Origin of the sequence: Chryseobacterium sp. P1-3 (assembly GCF_000738495.1) — a bacterium.
GTDB classification, from domain to species: Bacteria; Bacteroidota; Bacteroidia; order Flavobacteriales; family Weeksellaceae; genus Chryseobacterium; species Chryseobacterium gallinarum.
Window position 1 is genome coordinate 165,781 of record NZ_JPEQ01000005.1, and the last position, 21,644, is coordinate 187,424.

29 protein-coding genes and 5 pseudogenes are annotated in these 21,644 nt (G+C 36.2%); 33 read left to right on the plus strand and 1 reads right to left on the minus strand.

Going from position 1 to position 21,644, the window contains the following annotated elements; all coding sequences use genetic code 11:
• The first annotated feature begins 40 nt into the window (after positions 1–40).
• From rplP to rplQ, 21 genes and pseudogenes are all read left to right on the plus strand, one after another.
• Positions 41–466, plus strand: coding sequence for a 50S ribosomal protein L16 (rplP, locus tag HX13_RS07650; protein ID WP_002983219.1), 426 nt, complete (start codon positions 41–43; stop codon positions 464–466).
• A gap of 12 nt (positions 467–478) precedes the next feature.
• Complete coding sequence (rpmC, locus tag HX13_RS07655; RefSeq protein WP_002983223.1) at positions 479–664, plus strand: 50S ribosomal protein L29; 186 nt, start codon at positions 479–481, stop codon at positions 662–664.
• Positions 665–676: 12 nt separating this feature from the next.
• Entirely contained in the window at positions 677–931 is a 255-nt protein-coding gene (rpsQ, locus tag HX13_RS07660; RefSeq protein WP_027381310.1) for a 30S ribosomal protein S17, read from the plus strand.
• 2 nt (positions 932–933) lie between these two features.
• Positions 934–1,303: pseudogene (gene rplN, locus HX13_RS07665) on the plus strand (50S ribosomal protein L14).
• Positions 1,304–1,324: 21 nt separating this feature from the next.
• Positions 1,325–1,651 (plus strand): 50S ribosomal protein L24, encoded by a 327-nt coding sequence (gene rplX, locus HX13_RS07670; protein ID WP_002983229.1) that lies wholly within the window; start codon positions 1,325–1,327, stop codon positions 1,649–1,651.
• Between the two features lie 13 nt (positions 1,652–1,664).
• Entirely contained in the window at positions 1,665–2,216 is a 552-nt protein-coding gene (gene rplE / locus HX13_RS07675) for a 50S ribosomal protein L5 (RefSeq protein ID WP_050020607.1), read from the plus strand.
• Positions 2,217–2,219: 3 nt separating this feature from the next.
• Complete coding sequence (gene rpsN / locus HX13_RS07680) at positions 2,220–2,489, plus strand: 30S ribosomal protein S14 (protein ID WP_002983233.1); 270 nt, start codon at positions 2,220–2,222, stop codon at positions 2,487–2,489.
• A gap of 144 nt (positions 2,490–2,633) precedes the next feature.
• Complete coding sequence (gene rpsH / locus HX13_RS07685) at positions 2,634–3,032, plus strand: 30S ribosomal protein S8 (RefSeq protein WP_034694686.1); 399 nt, start codon at positions 2,634–2,636, stop codon at positions 3,030–3,032.
• 17 nt (positions 3,033–3,049) lie between these two features.
• Positions 3,050–3,595, plus strand: coding sequence for a 50S ribosomal protein L6 (rplF, locus tag HX13_RS07690; protein WP_050020608.1), 546 nt, complete (start codon positions 3,050–3,052; stop codon positions 3,593–3,595).
• A gap of 15 nt (positions 3,596–3,610) precedes the next feature.
• Complete coding sequence (gene rplR, locus HX13_RS07695; RefSeq protein ID WP_050020609.1) at positions 3,611–3,964, plus strand: 50S ribosomal protein L18; 354 nt, start codon at positions 3,611–3,613, stop codon at positions 3,962–3,964.
• Positions 3,965–3,982: 18 nt separating this feature from the next.
• Positions 3,983–4,504, plus strand: coding sequence for a 30S ribosomal protein S5 (gene rpsE / locus HX13_RS07700; RefSeq protein ID WP_045491132.1), 522 nt, complete (start codon positions 3,983–3,985; stop codon positions 4,502–4,504).
• Positions 4,505–4,515: 11 nt separating this feature from the next.
• Positions 4,516–4,692 carry a 50S ribosomal protein L30 gene (gene rpmD, locus HX13_RS07705; RefSeq protein WP_029297759.1) on the plus strand — a complete coding sequence of 59 codons (177 nt, stop codon included), beginning with the start codon at positions 4,516–4,518 and terminating at the stop codon, positions 4,690–4,692.
• Positions 4,693–4,713: 21 nt separating this feature from the next.
• Entirely contained in the window at positions 4,714–5,163 is a 450-nt protein-coding gene (rplO, locus tag HX13_RS07710; RefSeq protein ID WP_050020610.1) for a 50S ribosomal protein L15, read from the plus strand.
• A 9-nt stretch (positions 5,164–5,172) separates the two neighbouring features.
• Positions 5,173–6,553: pseudogene (gene secY / locus HX13_RS07715) on the plus strand (preprotein translocase subunit SecY).
• Between the two features lie 3 nt (positions 6,554–6,556).
• Positions 6,557–6,772, plus strand: a complete 216-nt coding sequence (infA, locus tag HX13_RS07720; protein WP_002983257.1) for a translation initiation factor IF-1 — start codon at positions 6,557–6,559, stop codon at positions 6,770–6,772.
• Positions 6,773–6,885: 113 nt separating this feature from the next.
• A pseudogene (gene rpmJ, locus HX13_RS21950) lies at positions 6,886–7,003 on the plus strand (50S ribosomal protein L36).
• 9 nt (positions 7,004–7,012) lie between these two features.
• Positions 7,013–7,390: a 30S ribosomal protein S13 gene (rpsM, locus tag HX13_RS07725; protein ID WP_050020611.1), complete on the plus strand. Its 378-nt coding sequence runs from the start codon at positions 7,013–7,015 to the stop codon at positions 7,388–7,390.
• Positions 7,391–7,402: 12 nt separating this feature from the next.
• Positions 7,403–7,792, plus strand: a complete 390-nt coding sequence (gene rpsK / locus HX13_RS07730) for a 30S ribosomal protein S11 (RefSeq protein ID WP_002983263.1) — start codon at positions 7,403–7,405, stop codon at positions 7,790–7,792.
• Positions 7,793–7,811: 19 nt separating this feature from the next.
• Positions 7,812–8,421: pseudogene (rpsD, locus tag HX13_RS07735) on the plus strand (30S ribosomal protein S4).
• 33 nt (positions 8,422–8,454) lie between these two features.
• Complete coding sequence (locus HX13_RS07740; protein WP_050020613.1) at positions 8,455–9,450, plus strand: DNA-directed RNA polymerase subunit alpha; 996 nt, start codon at positions 8,455–8,457, stop codon at positions 9,448–9,450.
• Between the two features lie 6 nt (positions 9,451–9,456).
• A pseudogene (gene rplQ / locus HX13_RS07745) lies at positions 9,457–9,986 on the plus strand (50S ribosomal protein L17).
• Between the two features lie 139 nt (positions 9,987–10,125).
• Here rplQ and HX13_RS07755 read toward each other — a convergent pair.
• Positions 10,126–10,560: a hypothetical protein gene (locus tag HX13_RS07755; RefSeq protein WP_050020616.1), complete on the minus strand. Its 435-nt coding sequence runs from the start codon at positions 10,558–10,560 to the stop codon at positions 10,126–10,128.
• A 68-nt stretch (positions 10,561–10,628) separates the two neighbouring features.
• On the opposite strand from HX13_RS07755, the gene HX13_RS07760 reads away from it, so the two are divergent.
• From HX13_RS07760 to HX13_RS07810, 12 genes are all read left to right on the plus strand, one after another.
• Complete coding sequence (locus tag HX13_RS07760; protein ID WP_050020664.1) at positions 10,629–12,485, plus strand: glycoside hydrolase family 35 protein; 1,857 nt, start codon at positions 10,629–10,631, stop codon at positions 12,483–12,485.
• Between the two features lie 401 nt (positions 12,486–12,886).
• Positions 12,887–13,318, plus strand: coding sequence for a response regulator transcription factor (locus HX13_RS07765; RefSeq protein WP_238555154.1), 432 nt, complete (start codon positions 12,887–12,889; stop codon positions 13,316–13,318).
• Positions 13,293–13,430, plus strand: coding sequence for a response regulator transcription factor (locus HX13_RS23790; protein ID WP_410493113.1), 138 nt, complete (start codon positions 13,293–13,295; stop codon positions 13,428–13,430). Before HX13_RS07765 ends, HX13_RS23790 begins: the two co-directional genes overlap by 26 nt.
• Positions 13,431–13,436: 6 nt before the next feature.
• A complete protein-coding gene (locus HX13_RS07770; protein ID WP_050020617.1) occupies positions 13,437–14,222 on the plus strand; it encodes a hypothetical protein in 786 nt (261 codons plus the stop codon).
• 1 nt (position 14,223) lies between these two features.
• Positions 14,224–14,712 carry a hypothetical protein gene (locus HX13_RS07775; protein ID WP_050020618.1) on the plus strand — a complete coding sequence of 163 codons (489 nt, stop codon included), beginning with the start codon at positions 14,224–14,226 and terminating at the stop codon, positions 14,710–14,712.
• A 300-nt stretch (positions 14,713–15,012) separates the two neighbouring features.
• Positions 15,013–15,657, plus strand: coding sequence for a sensor histidine kinase (locus tag HX13_RS07780; protein ID WP_238555155.1), 645 nt, complete (start codon positions 15,013–15,015; stop codon positions 15,655–15,657).
• A gap of 228 nt (positions 15,658–15,885) precedes the next feature.
• Entirely contained in the window at positions 15,886–16,203 is a 318-nt protein-coding gene (locus HX13_RS07785) for a hypothetical protein (RefSeq protein WP_050020619.1), read from the plus strand.
• Between the two features lie 4 nt (positions 16,204–16,207).
• Positions 16,208–16,429 carry a hypothetical protein gene (locus tag HX13_RS07790; protein WP_050020620.1) on the plus strand — a complete coding sequence of 74 codons (222 nt, stop codon included), beginning with the start codon at positions 16,208–16,210 and terminating at the stop codon, positions 16,427–16,429.
• Positions 16,404–17,342, plus strand: a complete 939-nt coding sequence (locus HX13_RS07795) for a hypothetical protein (RefSeq protein ID WP_050020621.1) — start codon at positions 16,404–16,406, stop codon at positions 17,340–17,342. The genes HX13_RS07790 and HX13_RS07795 overlap by 26 nt, the downstream gene beginning before the upstream one ends.
• Positions 17,343–17,561: 219 nt before the next feature.
• The gene (gene eno, locus HX13_RS07800) at positions 17,562–18,854 is read left to right on the plus strand and encodes a phosphopyruvate hydratase (protein ID WP_050020622.1); all 1,293 of its coding nucleotides are present in this window, start codon (positions 17,562–17,564) and stop codon (positions 18,852–18,854) included.
• 82 nt (positions 18,855–18,936) lie between these two features.
• On the plus strand, positions 18,937–20,223 hold the full coding sequence (locus HX13_RS07805) for a citrate synthase (protein ID WP_050020623.1): 1,287 nt from the start codon (positions 18,937–18,939) through the stop codon (positions 20,221–20,223).
• Between the two features lie 341 nt (positions 20,224–20,564).
• Positions 20,565–21,608, plus strand: a complete 1,044-nt coding sequence (locus tag HX13_RS07810) for a helix-turn-helix domain-containing protein (RefSeq protein WP_238555156.1) — start codon at positions 20,565–20,567, stop codon at positions 21,606–21,608.
• Positions 21,609–21,644 lie beyond the last annotated feature (36 nt).

Consider the following 21,644-nt stretch of genomic DNA (forward strand, 5'->3'; position numbering starts at 1 on the left):
TAACATCTAACATCTAACGTCTAACATCTAATATTAAATTATGTTACAACCAAAAAGAACCAAATTCCGTAGAGTTCACAAGATGAAGATGAAGGGGAATGCCCAGAGAGGTAGTCAACTTGCATACGGAACTTTTGGGATCAAAGCTACTGAAGGAGCTTGGATCACTGCAAGACAAATTGAAGCGGCTCGTATCGCTGCGACAAGATATATGAAGAGAGAAGGTCAACTATGGATCAAAATCTTCCCGGATAAGCCAATTACTAAGAAACCAGCTGAAGTAAGGATGGGTAAAGGTAAAGGTGCTGTTGAATACTGGGTAGCTGTAGTAAAACCAGGTAAAATTATGTTCGAAGTAGGAGGAGTTCCTTACGAAGTTGCGAAAGAAGCTCTTAGACTTGCTGCACAGAAATTACCAGTAGTTACTAAATTCATCGTTGCTAACGATTTTGTTAAACCTCTATAATCTTTGAATACAATGAAAAAAGCTGATATTAAAAATCTAAGCGCGGGTGATATTCAAGCTCAATTAACTGAAGCAAAAGCTCAATATTCTAAATTGAAATTGGCTCATGCTATCAGCCCAATTGAAAACCCTATTCAAATCAAAGATTTGAGAAAAACAATCGCAAGACTAAACACTGAGTTAACTAACAAACAATAATTTCATTTTACAATGGATAGAAATTTAAGAAAAGAAAGAATCGGAGTGGTTTCCAGCAATAAAATGGAAAAGACCATTGTTGTTAGTGAAACGATGAGAATGAAGCACCCGATGTACGGTAAATTCGTATTAAAAACGAAAAAATATACTGCACACGACGAGAACAATGAGTGCAACGAAGGAGATACAGTTTTGATCCAGGAAACTAGACCTTTGAGCAAGAACAAGAGATGGAGATTAGTAAGAATCATTGAAAAAGCTAAGTAATAATGTTACAAACAGAATCAAGATTAAAAGTTGCTGATAACACAGGTGCAAAAGAAGTACTGGTTATCAGAGTTCTGGGAGGAACCAGAAGAAGATATGCTTCAGTTGGTGATAAAATCGTTGTTACTATCAAGGATTCTACACCATCAGGAAACGCTAAAAAAAGGTCAGGTATCTAAAGCTGTAGTAGTAAGAACGAAAAAAGCAGTAAGAAGAAAAGATGGTTCATACATCAAATTCGACGACAATGCTTGTGTATTACTAAACGCAGCGGGAGAAATGAGAGGAACGCGTGTTTTTGGACCAGTTGCTCGTGAGTTGAGAGACAAAGAATATATGAAAATCATTTCATTAGCTCCTGAAGTACTTTAATTTTTAAAATTTTTTAAAGAAATGTCAAAGTTAAAAATAAAAAGAGGAGATAACGTCATCATTACTACTGGTAAGAAAGATATCAAAGGTAAGACTGGTGAAGTTATTGAAGTGATCAAGAAAGAAGGTAGAGACCCTAGAGTAGTTGTTGCAGGACTTAACATCATCAAAAAGCACGTTAAGCCTTCAGCTTCAAATCCTCAAGGAGGAATCGTTGAAAGAGAAGCTTCTATTCATATCTCAAACGTAGCTTTAGTAGGTAAAGACGGAAAAGCTATCAAAGTAGGTTACAAAATCGAAGGAGATAAGAAAGTAAGAATCAACAAAAAAACGGGTGAAACTTTATAATTTTAAATAACACATGGAATATATAGCAAGACCCAAAAAAGCATATAAAGAGAAAATTGTTCCTGCAATGATGGAAGAATTCGGGTACAAGTCAGTAATGCAAGTACCTAGATTAGAGAAAATCGTTGTATCACAAGGTTTAGGTGATGCTACTGCAGACAAGAAAATCATTGACTATGCTGTAGAAGAACTTACAAATATCACTGGTCAAAAGGCTGTTGGTACGATCTCTAAGAAAGACGAAGCTGCTTTCAAATTGAGAAAAGGAATGCCTGTAGGTGCTAAAGTAACATTGAGAGCTGACAAGATGTATGAGTTCTTAGACAGACTTACTTCTTCTGCTTTACCACGTATCAGAGATTTCTCTGGTATCAAAGCAGATGGTTTCGATGGTAGAGGTAACTACAACTTAGGGATTACTGAGCAGATTATCTTCCCTGAAATCGTAATTGACAAAGTGAAAAAAATCCAGGGGATGGACATCACTTTCGTAACAACTGCGAAAACAGATAAAGAAGCTAAAGCATTATTAACTCACTTCGGTTTACCATTTAAAAAGAACTAAGAAATGGCTAAAGAATCAATGAAAGCGCGTGAGCGCAAAAGAGAAGCACTAGTTGCTAAATACGCTGCTAAAAGACAAGCTCTTAAAGAAGCAGGTGATTACGAAGGGCTTCAAAAATTACCTAAAAATGCTTCTCCTGTAAGATTACACAACAGATGTAAACTAACAGGTAGACCAAGAGGATATATGAGAACGTTCGGTATTTCCAGAGTAACTTTCAGAGAAATGGCAAACAACGGTCTTATCCCGGGAGTAAGAAAAGCTAGTTGGTAACAATTACAAATTAATCGGGACAATTAAGTTGTTCAGATACTAAAGATAAAAATATCAGACCTAAGATTTTCTGAAGTCTGATATTTTACTCTTCAAGTCTTTGCAAAACTGATTGTTCTTTAACCAATAATTTATAAAAGAAAAATGGTAACAGATCCAATTTCAGATTTCCTAACAAGAGTAAGGAACGCACAAAGCGCAGGCCACAAAGTGGTGGAAATTCCTGCATCGAAAATCAAAAAGGAGATTACTAAGATCTTATTTGATCAAGGGTATATCTTAAACTACAAGTTTGAAGATAACGCTGTTCAAGGAGTGATCAAAATCGCTTTAAAGTACGACAAGCAAACCAACAAACCAGCTATCAAGTCTATCCAAAGAGCTTCTAGACCAGGTTTGAGACAGTACAAAGGTTCAACTGAACTTCCAAGAGTACTAAACGGTTTGGGTATTTCTATCATCTCTACTTCAAAAGGAGTAATGACTGACAAGAAAGCTAGAGAAGAGAAAGTAGGCGGTGAAGTAATCTGCTATGTTTATTAATTTTTAATCAGAGGAAAATGTCAAGAATTGGTAAAGCAATTATAACAATTCCAGCAGGAGTTACAATCACTGAAAACAACGGTGTGGTAACTGTAAAAGGAGCGAAAGGAGAACTTTCCCAGGAGCTTACAGCAGGAATTACTTTAGAACAAAAAGATGGTGAGCTTAACGTAAACAGACCATCTGATTCTAAACAACACAAAGCGCTTCACGGTTTATACAGAGCGTTGATCGCTAACATGGTCGTTGGTGTATCAGAAGGTTTCGAAAAGAAACTAGAACTAGTAGGAGTAGGATACAGAGCTTCTCACTCAGGTCAAAAACTTGAGTTAGCTTTAGGATTCTCTCACGGTATCGTATTGGAACTTCCAAGTGAAGTAAAAGTAGATACATTGACTGAAAAAGGTAAAAACCCAATTATTACTTTAACGTCTCATGACAAGCAACTTCTAGGAATGGTTACTGCAAAGATCCGTTCTTTCAGAAAGCCTGAGCCATACAAAGGAAAAGGTGTAAGATTCGTTGGTGAAAATGTTAGACGTAAAGCTGGTAAATCTGCTTAATAAATTATAAGTATTATGGCATTAAGTAAATTAGAAAAAAGAATAAGAATCAAAAGAAGAGTAAGAGGAAAAATCTCTGGTTCTTCTGAATTGCCAAGATTATCTGTATACAAAAGTAATAAGGAAATTTACGCTCAGTTAATCGACGATAAAAATGGTAAAACTTTAGCATCAGCTTCTTCCAGAGAGAAAGGCGTAGACGCTAAAGGGACTAAGACAGAAGTTTCTACAGCTGTTGGTAAAGCTATTGCTGCTAAAGCTATCGCTGCAGGAATCGAAAATATTGTATTCGACAGAAACGGATTCGTATACCACGGTAGAGTAAAAGCTTTAGCGGATGGTGCGAGAGAAGGAGGACTTAAATTCTAATCATTAAATTTCGGAAATATGTTAGGACTAGATAATATAGAAAGAGTAAAACCGGGAGGATTAGAATTAAAAGATCGTCTCGTAGCTGTTAACAGAGTAACAAAAGTAACTAAAGGAGGTAGGGCTTTCGGATTTTCTGCTATCGTTGTAGTAGGAAATGAAGAAGGTATTATCGGTTTCGGTTTAGGGAAATCTAAAGAAGTTGCTTCTGCAATTGCTAAAGCAGTTGAAGATGCTAAGAAAAACCTTGTGAAAGTTCCTGTAATGAACCATACTATTCCTCACCAGACTACTGCCAGATACGGTGGTGCAGATATCTTCCTGAGACCTGCTTCTCATGGTACCGGATTGATCGCTGGTGGTGCGGTAAGAGCAGTATTGGAATCAGCTGGTATTCACGATATCCTTTCAAAATCTAAAGGATCTTCTAACCCTCACAACGTGGTGAAAGCTACTTTCAAGGCGTTATTGGATATCAGAAGACCTGAAGAAATCGCTAGAATGAGAGGAGTTTCTCTAAGTAAAGTGTTTAACGGTTAATAATTAAAACAATGGCAACAATTAAAGTAAAGCAAGTAAGAAGCGCTATTGGTAGAACAAAAACCCAAAAGAGAACGCTTGAAGCATTAGGATTAAAGAAACTTCACCAAGTTGTAGAACACGAAGCTACTCCTTCTATCTTAGGAATGATAGCTGCAGTAAGTCACTTACTTGAAGTTCAAAAATAATTTTATAAAAGAGAAATTAAAATGAATTTAAATAATATACAACCAGCTGCAGGATCTACTTTCAATTCAAAAAGAATTGGTAGAGGTCAGGGGTCCGGAAAAGGAGGTACTTCAACAAAAGGACATAAAGGTCAAAAATCCAGAGCTGGTTATTCTCAGAAGATCGGTTTTGAAGGTGGACAGATGCCTTTACAAAGAAGATTACCTAAATTCGGATTCAAAAACGTAAATAGAAAAGAGTTTAGAGGAATTAACCTTGATACTATCCAGACTTTAATCGAGAACAAATCCATCACAGGAGATATCACGAAAGAAGTTTTAGTAGAAAACGGTTTAGTTTCTAAAAACGAATTAGTGAAAATTATGGGTAGAGGAGAATTGAAATCTGCGGTTTCAATCTCTGCTGACAAATTCACTAAATCTGCTGAAGAGCTTATTGCTAAGGCAGGTGGAAAAGCAATTACCTTATAATACTTACTAATGAAAGAATTTATACAAACACTTAAAAATATTTGGAGTCTTAAAGAATTGAGAGATAAAATTCTCTTCACTTTAGGGATAATCCTTGTGTATAGATTCGCATCTTATATCTCACTTCCGGCAATTAACCTTGCAGAAGTGGGAGATCTCTTAGAGCATTATAAAAATCAAGGCGGTAACAAGCAAGGAGCAGGTCTCCTTGGCTTGCTTTCGTCGTTTACGGGGGGAGCTTTCAGCCACGCTTCCGTAATGGCGTTGGGTATCATGCCTTATATTTCTGCTTCTATTATTGTTCAGTTGATGGGGATGGCTATTCCTTATCTTCAGAAGCTTCAGAAAGATGGAGAGTCAGGTAGAAATACATTGAACCAAATTACAAGATGGTTAACGATCGGGGTTTGTCTGGTACAGGCACCTTCTTACTTAACTTCTATTACTCAATTATTCTTACCGTATGCTCAGTTCCAGTCTGCATACTATGTAGAGCCAAATTCAATCATGTTCTGGTTACCAAGTATTGTTATTTTGGTTGCCGGTTCAGTATTTGCAATGTGGCTAGGTGAAAAGATTACCGATAAGGGAATCGGAAATGGTATCTCTATCCTGATTATGGTGGGGATCCTTTCAAGATTACCTGAGGCATTCGTACAGGAGATAGCCGTGCAGAACGGAAAAGGGGGAATGGGATCTATCATGATCCTTATTGAAGTATTATTCTGGATGTTAGTAGTTCTTTTAGCAGTGATCTTATCAGTAGCTGTTAGAAAAATTCCCATTCAGTATGTAAGCAGAGCTCAAGCAAGAGGAGGTGTAAACAGAAATCTTATGCAGGGAGCAAGACAATGGATTCCATTGAAAGTAAATGCTGCTGGTGTAATGCCGATTATCTTTGCCCAGGCATTGATGTTCGTACCAGGATTATTAACCAAATTCGATGAGTCTAATACTTTTCTTGCAGGTTTCAAGAATGTTTTTAGCTGGCAGTACAACGTATTGTTTGCGCTATTAATTATTATCTTCTCATTTTTCTATACTGCGATTACAATTCCGGTAAACCAAATGGCTGATGATTTAAAGAGAAACGGAGGTTTAGTACCAAAAGTAAGACCCGGAAAAGAGACCGCTGATTATTTAGATGATATTTTATCAAAAATTACCTTGCCAGGTGCAATTTTTTTTATCTATCTTTGCAGTCCTTCCGGCAATTGTGCATGGAAGCTTTGTTCAGACAGATGCGTTTGCCCTATTTTTCGGGGGAACGTCCCTATTAATTATGGTGGGTGTAATTTTAGATACAGTTCAACAGATTAATACATATCTGCTGAACCATCATTATGATGGCTTAATGCAGTCTAAATTATCAAGAACGACTGGATATTAATTTATGGCAAAACAAAAACATATTGAACAGGATGGCGTGATCGTGGAAGCACTTTCGAACGCCATGTTCCGTGTAGAGCTGGAAAATGGGCATATCCTTATTGCTCATATCTCCGGCAAAATGAGAATGCATTATATTAAACTTTTACCTGGAGATAAGGTGAAACTAGAAATGTCTCCTTATGATTTAACGAAAGGGAGAATCACATTTAGATATTAAACAATTAGCCAAATGGAATACTCATTCCATTTGGCATTTGTAAAAAATAAATACTATCAAAAATGAAATCTCATGATTCCATTCGGTAGTTATAAAAAAATAAATATTTTCAAATGAAAGTAAGAGCATCAATTAAAAAAAAGAAGCGCTGATTGCAAAATCGTACGCAGAAAAGGTGTACTGTTCGTAATCAACAAGAAGAACCCAAAATTTAAACAAAGACAAGGTTAACATTAAATTATGGCGAGAATTGCAGGTATTGATTTACCAAAAAACAAAAGAGGTGTTATCGGTTTAACTTACATCTATGGAATAGGAAGAAGTACTTCTTCTGAAATCCTTAAAGCTGCCGGTATCAGCGAAGACAAGAAAGTCAACGAATGGAATGACGATGAATTGGCTGCAATCAGAACCTATATCTCTGAAAACATAAAAGTAGAAGGAGAATTGAGATCTGAAGTGCAATTGAACATCAAGAGATTGATGGACATAGGATGCCAACGAGGAATACGTCACAGACTTGGATTACCTTTAAGAGGCCAGAGAACGAAAAACAACTCTAGAACACGTAAAGGGAAGAGAAAAACTGTTGCTAACAAGAAAAAAGCTAGTAAATAATCGTTAGGAATTATGGCAAAACAAACTAAAGTAGTTAAGAAAAGAAAAGTAAAAGTTGAAGCTATTGGTGAAGCTCATATTCAGGCTTCTTTCAATAACATCATCATTTCTTTAACAAATAAAAACGGAGAGGTTATCTCTTGGGCTTCTGCCGGTAAAATGGGTTTCAGAGGTTCTAAAAAGAATACTCCATTTGCTGCTCAGATGGCAGCTGAAAATTGCTCTGCTGTAGCTCACGAAGCTGGTTTAAGAAGAGTAAAGGTGTTTGTGAAAGGACCAGGTGCAGGTAGAGAATCTGCCATCAGATCTATCCACAATTCAGGAATTGAAGTTAGCGAAATCATTGATGTGACTCCAATGCCACACAATGGATGTAGACCACCAAAAAGAAGAAGAGTTTAATTTTTAGAATTTACCCATTATGGCAAGATATATTGGACCTAAAACTAAGATTGCTAGAAAGTTTGGTGCTGCAATCTACGGAGATGATAAAAAACTTCGAAAAAAGAAAGAACCAACCGCCAGGACAACACGGTCCTAACAAGAGAAGAGGTGCTAAAAAATCTGAATACGCAGTTCAGTTGGCTGAAAAGCAAAAAGCTAAATATACTTATGGTATTTTAGAAAGACAGTTTGCTAACTTATTTGATAAAGCACACAGAAGTAAAGGTGTAACAGGTGAAGTACTATTACAACTTTGCGAATCCAGATTGGATAACGTAGTATACAGATTAGGTTTTGCTAAAACAAGATCTGCTGCTAGACAATTGGTTTCTCACAGACACATCACTGTGAACGGAGAACTGGTAAACATTCCATCTTATTTGCTTAAAGCTGGTGATGTAATCGCTGTAAGAGAAAAGTCTAAGTCTCTTGAAGTGGTAACCAATGCATTAGCTTCTAAAGCAAACTATGAGTGGTTACAATTCAACGATGAGAAGAAAGAAGGTACTTTCGTTTCTGCTCCTGAAAGAATCCAGATTCCGGAGGACATTAAGGAACAGCTTATCGTCGAACTTTACTCTAAATAATTTTTTAATCAAATTTTTGCTCAACCCAATAATATGGCAATTTTACAATTCATAAAACCCGATAAAGTAATTTTACTTAACTCTGATGAATTTAAAGGTCAATTTGAATTCAGACCTTTAGAACCAGGTTTCGGGCTTACAATCGGTAATGCTTTGAGAAGAGTGTTGCTTTCTTCTCTGGAAGGATACGCTATTTCATCTATCAAAATAGAAGGTGTAGAGCACGAATTTTCAACTATTCCAGGAGTAATCGAAGACGTTACCGAAATTATTCTTAACCTTAAGCAGGTAAGATTAAAAGCTGCAGCAGAAAACCAGGCTAACGAGCAGGTAGTTGCTAAAGTTTCAGGTCAAACGGTTATTACTGCTGGTGATTTAGGAAAATCGATCAACGGATTCGAGGTTTTAAACCCGGATTTAGTGATTTGTAACCTAAATACTGATGTAACTTTCGAAATTACTTTCAATATTGAAAAAGGTAGAGGATATGTTCCTTCAGAACAAAATAAGTCAAACAATGCGCCTGTAGGTACTATTGCTATTGACTCTATTTTCACGCCAATCAAGAAAGTACAATACAGCATTGAAAATTATCGTGTAGAGCAAAAAACAGACTACGAAAAACTTGTATTAGATATAGAAACTGACGGGTCTATCAGCCCTCAGAATGCTTTAACTGAAGCTTCTAAGATATTAATTTATCATTTCATGTTATTCTCTGATGAGAGAATCACGCTTGAAACAGAAGCGGTAAAAGCATCTATCCAATACGATGAAGAAACTCTTCATACAAGACAATTACTTAAGTCTAAATTAGCAGATATGGATCTTTCCGTAAGAGCCCTTAACTGTCTGAAAGCTGCTGAAGTAGAAACTCTTGGAGAGCTGGTTTCTTACAGTAAGTCTGATTTGATGAAATTCAGAAATTTTGGTAAAAAATCTTTGACAGAACTAGAAGAATTAGTGCATTCAAAAGGTCTTAACTTCGGTTTCGACGTTGCAAAATATAAGTTAGACGCTGATAAATAATTAATAATGAGACACGGTAAAAAATTCAATCACTTAGGAAGAACAGCTTCTCACAGAAGTGCTTTACTTTCTAATATGGCTTGTTCTCTAATTGAGCATAAAAGAATCAACACTACTGTAGCTAAAGCTAAAGCTTTAAGAGTATATGTTGAGCCTCTATTAACAAAAGCAAAAGAAGATACTACACACAACAGAAGAGTAGTATTCTCTTACCTTCAAAATAAATATGCGGTTGCTGAATTATTCAGAACTGTAGCTCCTAAAATCGCTGAAAGAAACGGTGGTTATACAAGAATCATCAAAACAGGATTCAGACCAGGTGATGCTGCTGATACTGCTCTTATCGAATTGGTAGATTTCAACGAGCTTTACAACCCTAATGCTGAAGAGAAAAAAAGCTACAAGAAGAAGCAGAAGATCTACATCTGCTAAAAAAAGCTGAAGCAGTAGTTGCTGAAGCTCCAAAAGCAGAAGAGAAAGTTGAAGAGCCTAAGGCTGAAGCAGCTGACTCTGCTGAAGAAAAAACTGAAGAATAATATTCATTCAGATATTGAAAAACCATCCGGGATCCGGATGGTTTTTTGTTTTCTGTTTATTCGGATTTTGATGGAAATTCATCAAAAAGTTTATGGTTATAAAGTAAATGTCCCTCAACATTGGAGGGACATCCTTATTCTAGATCTTTGTTCTTTTTAACTCAATAATGTTATCCCCCTGTTCAAGATGCAGACTGTCTCCCTTTACCCTTGCTGTCATATCATCTTTCTTATAGATGGTTTCATCACCTTTGGTTTCCGCTTTAGGTAAGGTAAAAGTTTTCTTATTGCTGGTAATAGCTACCGTACTTTCTTTCGGATCATTTTTGAATACGACTTTTACCAGGGTGCCATCTGTCGCTTTATAGACAAAATCGGTTTTTTCATACCTTTTCCCGTTTACATCTACTGTTGAAGAACTCTGGCTTACAGAATCAATTTTACCATTGGTATCCGTAACAATTGTTGCAGTACTATCGGTTTTGATAACGCTTTTATTTCCGCTTTCACTTTTTTTACAGCTGATCACTGCCAATGAAAGAATAGCGCCAAATGTTAAGAGGCTTTTTTTCATGATTATTTTTATTTGATATCCAATATAATTTTTTCATCTTTAATTTTACAAAAATCATGCCTTATCATATGAGAATTTTCAGCAGATATTTTTACATAATTCTTTTTATTTCCTCAATAAATCTCATGTTTTGCCAAAAAGGAAAGTTTGGGATTGAAGATGGTCATTTTATGTTAAATGGAAAACCTTTCAGCATCTATTCGGGAGAAATGCATTACCCCCGGGTTCCGTCACAATATTGGAAGCACCGTTTACAAATGATGAAAGCAATGGGGCTGAATACTGTTACCACATATGTATTCTGGAATTACCATGAAGAAGAACCCGGCAAATGGAATTTTTCAGGAGAGAAAGATCTACAGAGATTTATTAAAACAGCACAGGAAGCAGGCTTATTTGTGATAATACGCCCGGGGCCATATGTTTGCGCGGAATGGGAGTTTGGAGGATATCCCTGGTGGCTGCAAAAGAACAAAGGATTGGAAATAAGAAGAGATAATCAAGCATTTCTGGAAGAATGTGAGAACTATATCAGGCAGCTTGCAAAACAGATCGTTCCATTACAGATTGATCATGGAGGTCCTGTCATCATGGTTCAGGCCGAAAATGAATTTGGGTCTTATGTTGCCCAAAGAAAAGATATCTCCCTGGAAGAACACCGGAAATACAGCCATAAGATCAAGGAAATGCTTTTGAAAAGCGGAATTTCGGTACCATTATTTACTTCAGACGGGAGTTCACTGTTTAAAGGAGGCTCCATTGAGGGAGCTCTGCCAACTGCCAACGGAGAAGGTGATATTGATGTTTTAAAGAAAAGTATTAATGAATACACCGGAGGAAAGGGCCCCTACATGGTTGCTGAATATTACCCGGGATGGCTGGATCATTGGGCGGAGCCTTTTGTAAAAGTGAGTACAGAAGAAGTGGTAAAGCAAACAGAGCTCTATTTAAAAAATGGTGTTTCTTTCAATTATTATATGGTTCATGGAGGAACTAATTTCGGTTTTACCAGTGGGGCCAATTATGATAAAGACCATGATATTCAGCCGGATCTTACCAGCTATGATTATGATGCCCCGATCAGTGAGCCGGGATGGGCTACTCCAAAATATAAAGCTTTACGGGAGATCTTTCAGAAAATAAATCATGAAAAGCTTCCGGATATTCCCCTGCCTGCAAAAGTAATTACAATTCCGGAAATCAGGTTTACAAAAATAAATAACCTATTTGATTTAATTGCTCAAAAGAAACCCATTGTGAGTAATGTGCCTCTTACCTTTGAGGATCTGAATATTGGAAATGGATATGTATTGTACAGGAGAAAGTTTGATAAAAATCAAAACGGAGTTCTTGATTTGTCGGGGCTGAGAGATTATGCCAATATTTATATTAACGGAATCTGGAAAGGAGAAGTAAACCGGGTCTTCAAAAAATATAATCTTAATATTGACATCAAGGTAGGTGACCAGCTGGACATTTTGGTTGAAAACATGGGCAGAATCAATTACGGAGCCAATATCATTCATAATCTAAAAGGGATTATAAGTCCTGTGAAAATTAACGGCGTTGAGATTTCCGGAAATTGGGAAATGTTCCCGTTACCTTTTGATAAGTTTCCCAGCTACAATTACCAATTTAAAAATATTGCAGACCATTCACCGGTTATTCAGGAAGCAGAATTTAATCTTTACGAAACAGGAGATACATTTCTCGATATGAGAAAACTGGGAAAAGGAATTGTTTTTATTAATGGCAGGAATATAGGCAGATATTGGAGTAAGGTTGGTCCCCAGCAGACCTTATATATCCCGGGTGTCTGGCTAAAGAAAGGCAAGAACACCATTCAGGTTTTTGAGCAGATTTTTGAGGGAACCCGTTCCATTAACAGTATTGATCATCCCATTTTGGATCAGCTTGTGAAATAACAAGCAGCATTTATTATTTGAAGCAGCGGGATGGAAGCCGTGGGACCCTTTAAAGAATAACCATTCATCTGTTTTTATCTTCTTTAAAGTTAAAATTAATGGTGTCGTTGGCTGCCAGACTTTTATACTTAATTTCCTTAACCCGATCTCAGATTAATTATTTAAAATGAAATTGACTTTATAGTGAATAAATAACTAAATTTAATCAAAAATTAAAAATATAACCGCGAACTCAATCATTAAGATTACACAAAGGGGTAATTGTTTCCGATCTGTTTTCTGTTGAAATTTGCTTCAAACAAAAAAAGACATGAGCATTTCTATAGTCATAGTGGAAGATGAGAAAAACTACAACAATGCGTTGAAGAAGATCATCAATTATCAGCATGATATGAAAGTAATTGCTCAGTTTTTTTGATGGCAATGAAGCATTGAAAAATCTTCCCGGCCTTGTTCCCGATGTTGTAATGATGGATATCCAGCTGCAGGATATGCTGGGAATTGAAATTATCGGAAAGCTTAAAAAAGAAATGCCGGGAACCCAATTCATCATGTGTACCAGTTTTGAAGATGATGAGAAAATATTCAGTTCTTTAAAAGCCGGTGCTATGGGATATCTTGTGAAAGGAGAAAGTATGGACAAAATCCTATCTTCGATCCGGGATGTATATAACGGAGGTGCTCCGATGAGTTTTTCCATCGCCAGAAGAGTCCTGAGCCATTTTGAAAGAAAGCTTCCCGAAATTAAAAAATTTTGGTGCACTTACTGCACGCGAAAAAGAGATCCTCGAACTTCTTTCCGAAGGGCTGCTATACAAAGAAATTGCCGATAAAAAATGTATCAGTATGGATACGGTGAAAAAACATGTAGGCAATATCTATAGAAAACTGCACGTCAGCAATAAAGTAGAAGCAGTTAATAAATTTAACCATTTTAAAAACTAAGAAATCATGGAGAACTTAAATGAAACCAACCAGACAGCTATTATTGAAACGATGCTGTACAACGGACCAATCGGAAATAAATTTGAACAACTGGTTGAAGGAGTAGAATTTACACCAATCAGTCGTATTATAGCAGAAAGTTTTATTGATAACGCAAAAAGAGGAACCTTATCTTTTTTGAAAGCTCAAAACGTGAATTTTAATCTCGGAGGCATTTATGAGATAAAATACTCGCTGCTGAAGGACATTTGTGAGGTTATGGAAGAAATTCAGGCCACTTATTTAACATTTACTTTTGTACAGATAGATCCCCGGGATCAGAGATTGCAGTGTAAACCATATTCTGAAAACAAAATGATGTATATGATTGCCTCTTTACAAACGCAGTCTAAAGAAACTATTGAAGAAAATAATTACCTGATCATTAATGTAAAACAGGATCTTTCGCTCGGGGATTTGAAAATTTCAGATGAAGACCTAAACGGTTTTAGGGAATCTTATCTTAAGAATGGTCACCTGCTTTTGACGGATTACCTAAAGAATAACAATACGCTTTATATAAGCTATCATATTGTTGATCTGCTGGATACTTTATCAAAGGATGTTTGTGAACAATTTATAATCAACCTTTGTGAGATCAGTGATGTGAAGAAAGTGATTTTTGAAAATAATCTCGGAGACAGACTTCTGCAGGACCAGTATAAAAAATTCTTTGAAACCCGCGAAAAACAAATGACACTGGTTTTTGGTACAGACAAAGGGTATTACGATATGGGCTCATTATATCCATAGCATGCTGATTCAGATCCTGTATATTGCAGTACTCTTTGCAGCTACTGTAAAGTCTGTAGTTTTAGCTGGAAAAAAGAGCCTTTCCAGCCAAAACTTTCTGGCAGCTTTTTTAATAATTTCGCTGGGACTGGAGTTGTATGGGCATTATAAAATTTATATCAAAGAATTTGATTTTGCTTTTCTGTTCAACTACTACAGTATCTTTATGATTGTATTTTTTTACAGCTATTACAGTAAAATATTTCCGGGTAAATTAAAAACAGCCTCTTTGTGTATTGTTATTGCTATCCTTGTTTATATTTTGTTGTTCGTAAAATTTTATGAGGAAAATTATCAGAACGAGCTCGGCATCCTGGTTTGCCTTTACTTTATCATGAACACTCTGGTCTGGTTTTATTTCAGGCTTAAAAATTTTGATGAAATTAAAATAACACATGACCCTCATTTTTGGGTGTCATTGTGGGCTGCTTTTTTGGAGCATCTTTTTTAATTTTCCGGTCCATTCCGATGTTTTTTCTTAAAGATAACGATCCCGCTTTCCTGGAGGTTTTAAAGAATATGCAATATGGAGTGAATATTGTCATGTATGGAATGTTCTATATTGCCTTGACCCAATTTGACAAATCAACAAAATAGGAGATTACCATGAAACAGCTGCCGGATACAATCAGATTGACATACATTATTGCAGCGATTTTGTTAATTGCATTTGTGGTATTCATTGTTTTGATGGTAATTTTATATAATAAGAGACAGATTTTTTTTCATACAGCAGCAAAGACTTAGAGATATGGAACATCAAAACGAGCTGCTGCAGAAAGAACTTGAAAAACAAAAATCAATAGAAAAAGAAAGGGAACGGATTTCCCATGATATGCATGACGATCTGGGAGCAGGCATCTCAGCAATAAAACTGCAGGCAGAATTTTTAAGACAGAGGGTCCGCAATGAGGAATTTCAGGCTGATATTGATGAGTTGATGAAAACTTCTGAAGAAATGAACATTTCTATGAGGGAAATGCTCTGGAGTCTTAATTCAGGAAATGATACTCTGGGAGGTTTTATAGATTATGCCATCCTTTATACCGGTAGCTTTTTAAAAAAAACAACAATTCTGCTGCATTCAGAGTGTGAAGGTATTGCTGTCGAAACCCCTATCTCTACAGAATTGAGACGTAACCTTTTTCTGTGTTTAAAAGAAGCCGTCAATAATGTTTATAAGCATAGTGGTGCAGATTGTCTAGACCTTTCTTTTTTCCAGGAAAAAAATAATTTCATTATGAAAATAGCAGATAATGGAATCGGAATCTCGGAGAGCCGGCAGGAAGGTAACGGACTCAGGAATATGAGGCGAAGAATGACAGAACAAAAAGGTGAGTTCAGGTATTTGTCCGGAAGCCCCGGGACCTGCTTATTTTTTAAAATAACCGTGTAACTGATGGCCGGAAGAATGATACAGACTTTTATAATCACCCTTTTGTGTAATTGACAGGTGTATTTTTTTTGTGGAACTTTGAAGTGCAAAACCAAAACAATTAGCCATGGAACTTTATTCCAACTGTGATATATTACAGGGAGGAAAGCAATGACTCCCGGATATAGAGGAGTATTGTCATAAATCAGGTAGTCCCATTATCTATAAACAATATTTAAAACCGGAATCATGAAAAAATTAACATTAAACCTTACCGTATATGGCGGAATTTCTGTTTTAGGAATTATTTTTAAACTTTTTAAAAAAGGAATCGCCGATCCGGTAGTTGAGGAAACAAAAAGCGGATCTTTCTCTTATGATTTTGAATTAGAACCCGATACAGAATATGACCTTTACATCATTGGCTCAAATCCTATTTCTGAAAATAAGAGGACAATCATAAAACTTGATCACGATCACTTTACTTTTGATCCGACATCTGATAAAAATCCTGTCACTAAAACAGGAAAAGCATATCTGGTAACCTATTCATTTAATACGAATTAATATCATGAAAACACTGTTTTATAAACTTCTTATCTTAGTTTCTCTCCACAACCTGATTATGACGTCAGCACAGGAAACTCAATTGAATACGCGGGCCATAAGCTCAGATGAAGTGTATAAGAGTATGCAGGAAATGAAATCAGGCAACTGGAAGGATGTAATGACTGATTTTATGCAGGCAGCAGTTAAAGATCTTACGGGTGATAAAAAAATCTTTTCAGTATAAAGCGAGTATTTTTTCCATAAAATCAAAGGCGGACAGTACATTATTAACTGACTATAATTATACAAAAGAAACATTCAGCAGAAACTTTCAGGTAGCCATTGGACTGAATCTCGATAATGATTATAAATTCACAGGCTTTGAATACGGATTTGACTGGGCAATTATTAATAAAAGAGACCTGAGTGTTGCAAAGCCGGCCCAAAGCCTGCAAAAAATGTTTCAGGATTCTAACCTGCTTCTTATTGAAAAATTACAACTTTACAAAGAAAAAATAAATGATAGCAGGGAGTTCCTAAGAGTAAAAAAAATAATTGATGATGCTCTGGATAAAGGAGAATACATTCCCCGTGAGAATTTACCGGAAGAATTTTTGAGTTTATTGCCGGATAGTTATAATGATACCTCTGTAAGATTTGAAAAGGAATTTAATGAAGAAATTGAAAAAATTAAAATGCGCCCGCTACTTACATTGGGATTTCGGAGTAACTTCCGGAAAGATGCTAAGTTTTTAGATGAGTTTAATGCAGATCTGGTCTACTTGCAAGGATTGAAATCAAAAAACAACAGTAAGCTGGAAATTGATTTTAGAAACCGGTTCAGCGCCAAAGATAGTATGACGACCTCCATAATTAAAAGAAAAGAATTTTCTTCTCAATTGGGTTTGAATATTTCCGTCCTTAAAAAAGGAAATAAATCTTTGATAGAGTTCAAACCTAATTTTGAATTTAAGAGGGTTATTTCAGGATTAATGGATGAAGAAAAAAATAATCAGTTTCTGGCCAACGCAGATCTGAGGCTGAGAGTTTTAAAAAATCTTTGGATTCCTCTGGTATTAAAGTATGATATTGAAAATAATAACCTTTTCGGGTTTTTGAATGTTAGTTTCAATTTTGAAGCAATAAAAAATGATTAGAATTCAACAAAAAACTCCTGGTATTAAATCTCCGGGAGTTTTTTTGGATATCAGGTTCCAGAACCCAATATTCCGTATAATAGCCTTGAATAAATTGACAGATTTATCATAATATAAAGTAACTGTAATTTAACTTTGAATTGTTTCAAAAAGATACTTCCAAAATACCCTTAAAAGTTAAATTTTGATTAAATTTGTCTAAACTAAAAAAAATAAAAAATGAGTGCAATTTCTTACATAGAAGCAAGACAGATTTTAGATTCCAGAGGTAATCCTACCATTGAAGTAGATGTATTTACAGAAAAGGGAGCAATGGGCCGTGCTGCTGTACCATCAGGGGCATCTACAGGAGAACATGAAGCCGTGGAATTACGTGACGGAGGTTCAGACTACCAGGGGAAAGGAGTCCTGAAAGCTGTTGAAAATGTAAAAGAAATAATTGCAGAAAATTTAGTTGGCCAGCCTGTTTTTGAACAAAACTATATCGATCAGATTATGATTGATCTTGACGGATCGGCAAACAAAGGAAATCTTGGTGCTAATGCAATTTTAGGAGTTTCCCTGGCGGTGGCTAAAGCAGCGGCGGCAGAATTAGGAATGCCTTTATACAAATATGTAGGTGGTGTGAATGCCAATACACTTCCTGTTCCGATGATGAATGTAATCAATGGAGGATCTCACTCTGATGCTCCTATTGCGTTCCAGGAATTTATGATTATGCCGGTAAAAGCAGATTCTTTCTCTCACGCTTTGAGAAAAGGAACTGAAATTTTCCACAATCTTAAATCAATCCTTAAATCAAGAGGACTTTCTACAGCAGTAGGAGATGAAGGTGGTTTCGCTCCGACGTTCAATGGAACTGAAGATGCCCTGGATACCTTATTGCAGGCTATTGAAAAAGCAGGTTATAAGCCTGGTGACGATATCATGTTGGCATTAGACTGTGCTTCTTCAGAATTCTATAAGGACGGTACGTATGATTACAGAAAATTTGAAGGAGATAAAGGAGCTCACAGAACAAGAGAAGAGCAGGTTTCTTACCTTGCTGAGCTTACCCAGAAATACCCGATCATCTCCATCGAAGACGGAATGCAGGAAAATGACTGGGAAGGTTGGAAAATGCTAACAGATAAAATCGGGGACAGAGTACAATTGGTAGGGGATGACCTGTTCGTAACCAATGTGGAAAGACTATCCAGAGGAGTGAAAGAAGGTATTGCCAATTCAATCCTTGTAAAAGTAAACCAGATCGGTTCCCTTTCTGAAACTATGGCCGCTGTACAAATGGCTCAGAATAACAAATTCACTTCAGTAATGTCTCACAGATCAGGGGAAACTGAAGATGCTACCATCGCAGATTTGGCAGTAGCAATGAACTGTGGGCAGATCAAAACAGGTTCTGCTTCAAGATCAGACAGAATGGCAAAATACAACCAGCTATTGAGAATTGAAGAAGCCTTAGGTGAAACTGCAATTTTCCCAGGATTAGAAGCATTTAAAATCAAAAGATAATCGAATTTATAAATAACGGCAAGCGATAATTTTTGTTTGCCGTATTTTATGGAAAGTAGTATATTTAAAAAAAAATAAATAAATGTCAGACAACAAAGTAATATTGAATTACGACGGTAATTCATATGAATATCCAATCGTGGATAGTACTATCGGAGACAGAGGGATTGATATTTCAAAATTAAGAGACCAGACAGGTTTAATCACTCTGGATTTAGGTTACAAAAATACAGGAGCTACCATTAGCGACATCACTTACTTAGACGGAGATAAAGGAGAATTATTCTACAGAGGTTATCCAATCGAACAGATTGCTGAAAAATCAAACTTCACAGAAGTAATGTATCTTTTATTACATGGAGAATTACCTACTCAGGATCAGTACACGTCTTTCGAAAACAATATCAAAAAATATAACTTTATTGCAGACGAGATGAAAAAAATCATCGATGTTTTCCCTCGTTCTGCTCACCCTATGGGAGTTTTATCTTCTTTAACTTCTGCATTGACTGCCTTCAACCCGAAAGCCGTTAACGTAAACTCTAAAGAGGAAATGGATCATGCTGCTGAGCTAATGATCGCTAAGTTCTCTCACCTTTGTGCCTGGACTTACAGAAAAACTCAAGGTTTACCATTAAACCACGGAGACAACAACCTAAACTATGTAGAAAACTTCTACAAAATGGCATTCAGATTGCCAAATGCCGATTTCGAAATCGATCCGGTAGTTGTAGATGCATTGGATAAATTATTAATCCTTCACGCTGACCACGAACAAAACTGTTCTACTTCTACAGTAAGAATGGTAGGTTCTGCTCATACCGGTCTTTTTGCTTCTATCTCTGCAGGGGTGTCTGCACTTTGGGGACCTCTTCACGGTGGAGCTAACCAGGCGGTAATCGAAATGCTTGAGCTTATCGAAAAAGATGGTGGTGATGTAGCTAAATATGTAGCTAAAGCTAAAGATAAAAACGATAGCTTCCGTCTAATGGGATTCGGACACAGAGTATACAAAAACTTCGACCCGAGAGCAAAAATCATCAAGAAAGCTGCTGACGATATCCTTAAAGCTTTAGGGATCCAGGATAAAGCTCTTGATATTGCAATGCAGTTGGAAAGAGTAGCCCTTGAAGATGAGTACTTCGTAGAAAGAAAACTATACCCGAACGTAGATTTCTATTCAGGAATTATCTACAGAGCGCTAGGAATTCCTACAGAAATGTTTACCGTAATGTTCGCATTAGGAAGATTACCAGGATGGATCTCTCAATGGAAAGAAATGAGATTAAAAGGAGACCCGATCGGAAGACCAAGACAGGTTTACCAGGGTGCTCAGCAAAGAAACTACATCGATATTGCAAGCAGATAATATTTGCTTTTACCATATCAGAATCCCAAAGCTTGCTTTGGGATTTTTTGTTGCTTTAATACTCCAATGGAACGTTCATTTTAAAATATTTATTCAATAGGCTTTAGCCCCAAGCGTACAACGGGAATAAAATTTTCAGTAAATAAAAGGTATCTTGTTGAAATTGAATTCAATAAAATTACTAAATTTACTCTTGCAGAATATAAGGTTTTGGCTGAAGCCGGACAGATGATCTTTATTGATTAACGGACTAAAGTTCGTTTCTATTTAAATTGTCAATTATAGGAATTTGTAACGGGTGTTTAATAAATAGCTGGTTCATTATGACTTTCGGACAACAGATGTTATTTTTTTTCAGTGCAGTGGGAGCTTTCAATGGGCTTTTGCTGGGGATTTATCTGCTGTTTATCAAAAAACTAAGGTACCTGCCGGATTTTTTTCTGGGGCTTCTTCTGTTAATGTTGAGTATCAAGGTCGGAATCTCGGTTTGCTTTTATTTTTATCCTGACTGGCCGGGGATCATCGGACATCTGGGATTATCAGCATTGTTTTTTACAGGACCGGCTCTGTTTTATTACATTAAAGCTTCTTTTCAGCAGGAAGAATTTGATTTGAAAAACTGTCGGAAAATATTCGGAATATTAACGCTTGTATTAGGGGCTGTAGGATTATTGTATTTGTTTTTCCCCATTATCTGGAACCATTATTATGGAACCTTTATCTATACAGTCTGGTCAATATTTATAGTCTTGGCGGTGTATCAGTTTTATGTTTTTTCAAAACAGAATACTAAAAGCTCACATCCGTTTGTTTTCCCTGTTTTATTCAGCAATGTAATTATTTTTCTAACTTATCAGCTTATTTCTACAGGCTGGGTACAGATTTATTGTGCAGGCGGAAGCCTGGTATTTACATTCGTATTATATGCTAATTTCCTCATTTTATTTGATAATAAATATCAGCGGATATCAGCTAAAGAACCCAATAAATATTCCAATAAAAAAATTCCGGGAGAAAAGGCCGGTAATTTTGCTTCAAAACTGGAACAATTGATGGATTCAGAAGAATTGTATAAAAATCCTAATCTTAAGCTAAGTGATCTTGCTGCCAGAATGAATATACCGGCACATCAGCTTTCCCAATTGCTGAATGATAACCTGGGAAAAAGTTTTTCCACTTATATCAATGAATACAGAATCAGTGAAGCCTGTGAAAAAATAGAAAATGGTTCTTATCTGAAAATTGAAGAAATAGGATATGAGGTAGGATTTAATTCCAAATCAACTTTCTTTTCAACATTTAAAAAAATTAAAAATACAACCCCGCTTTTGTATAAACAAACACAAACCCCTTCTGAGCCGAGACTTCAGGGTTCAAATTTATAATTCCGTACTGCGGAATTTAGAATTCAAAACCTTATT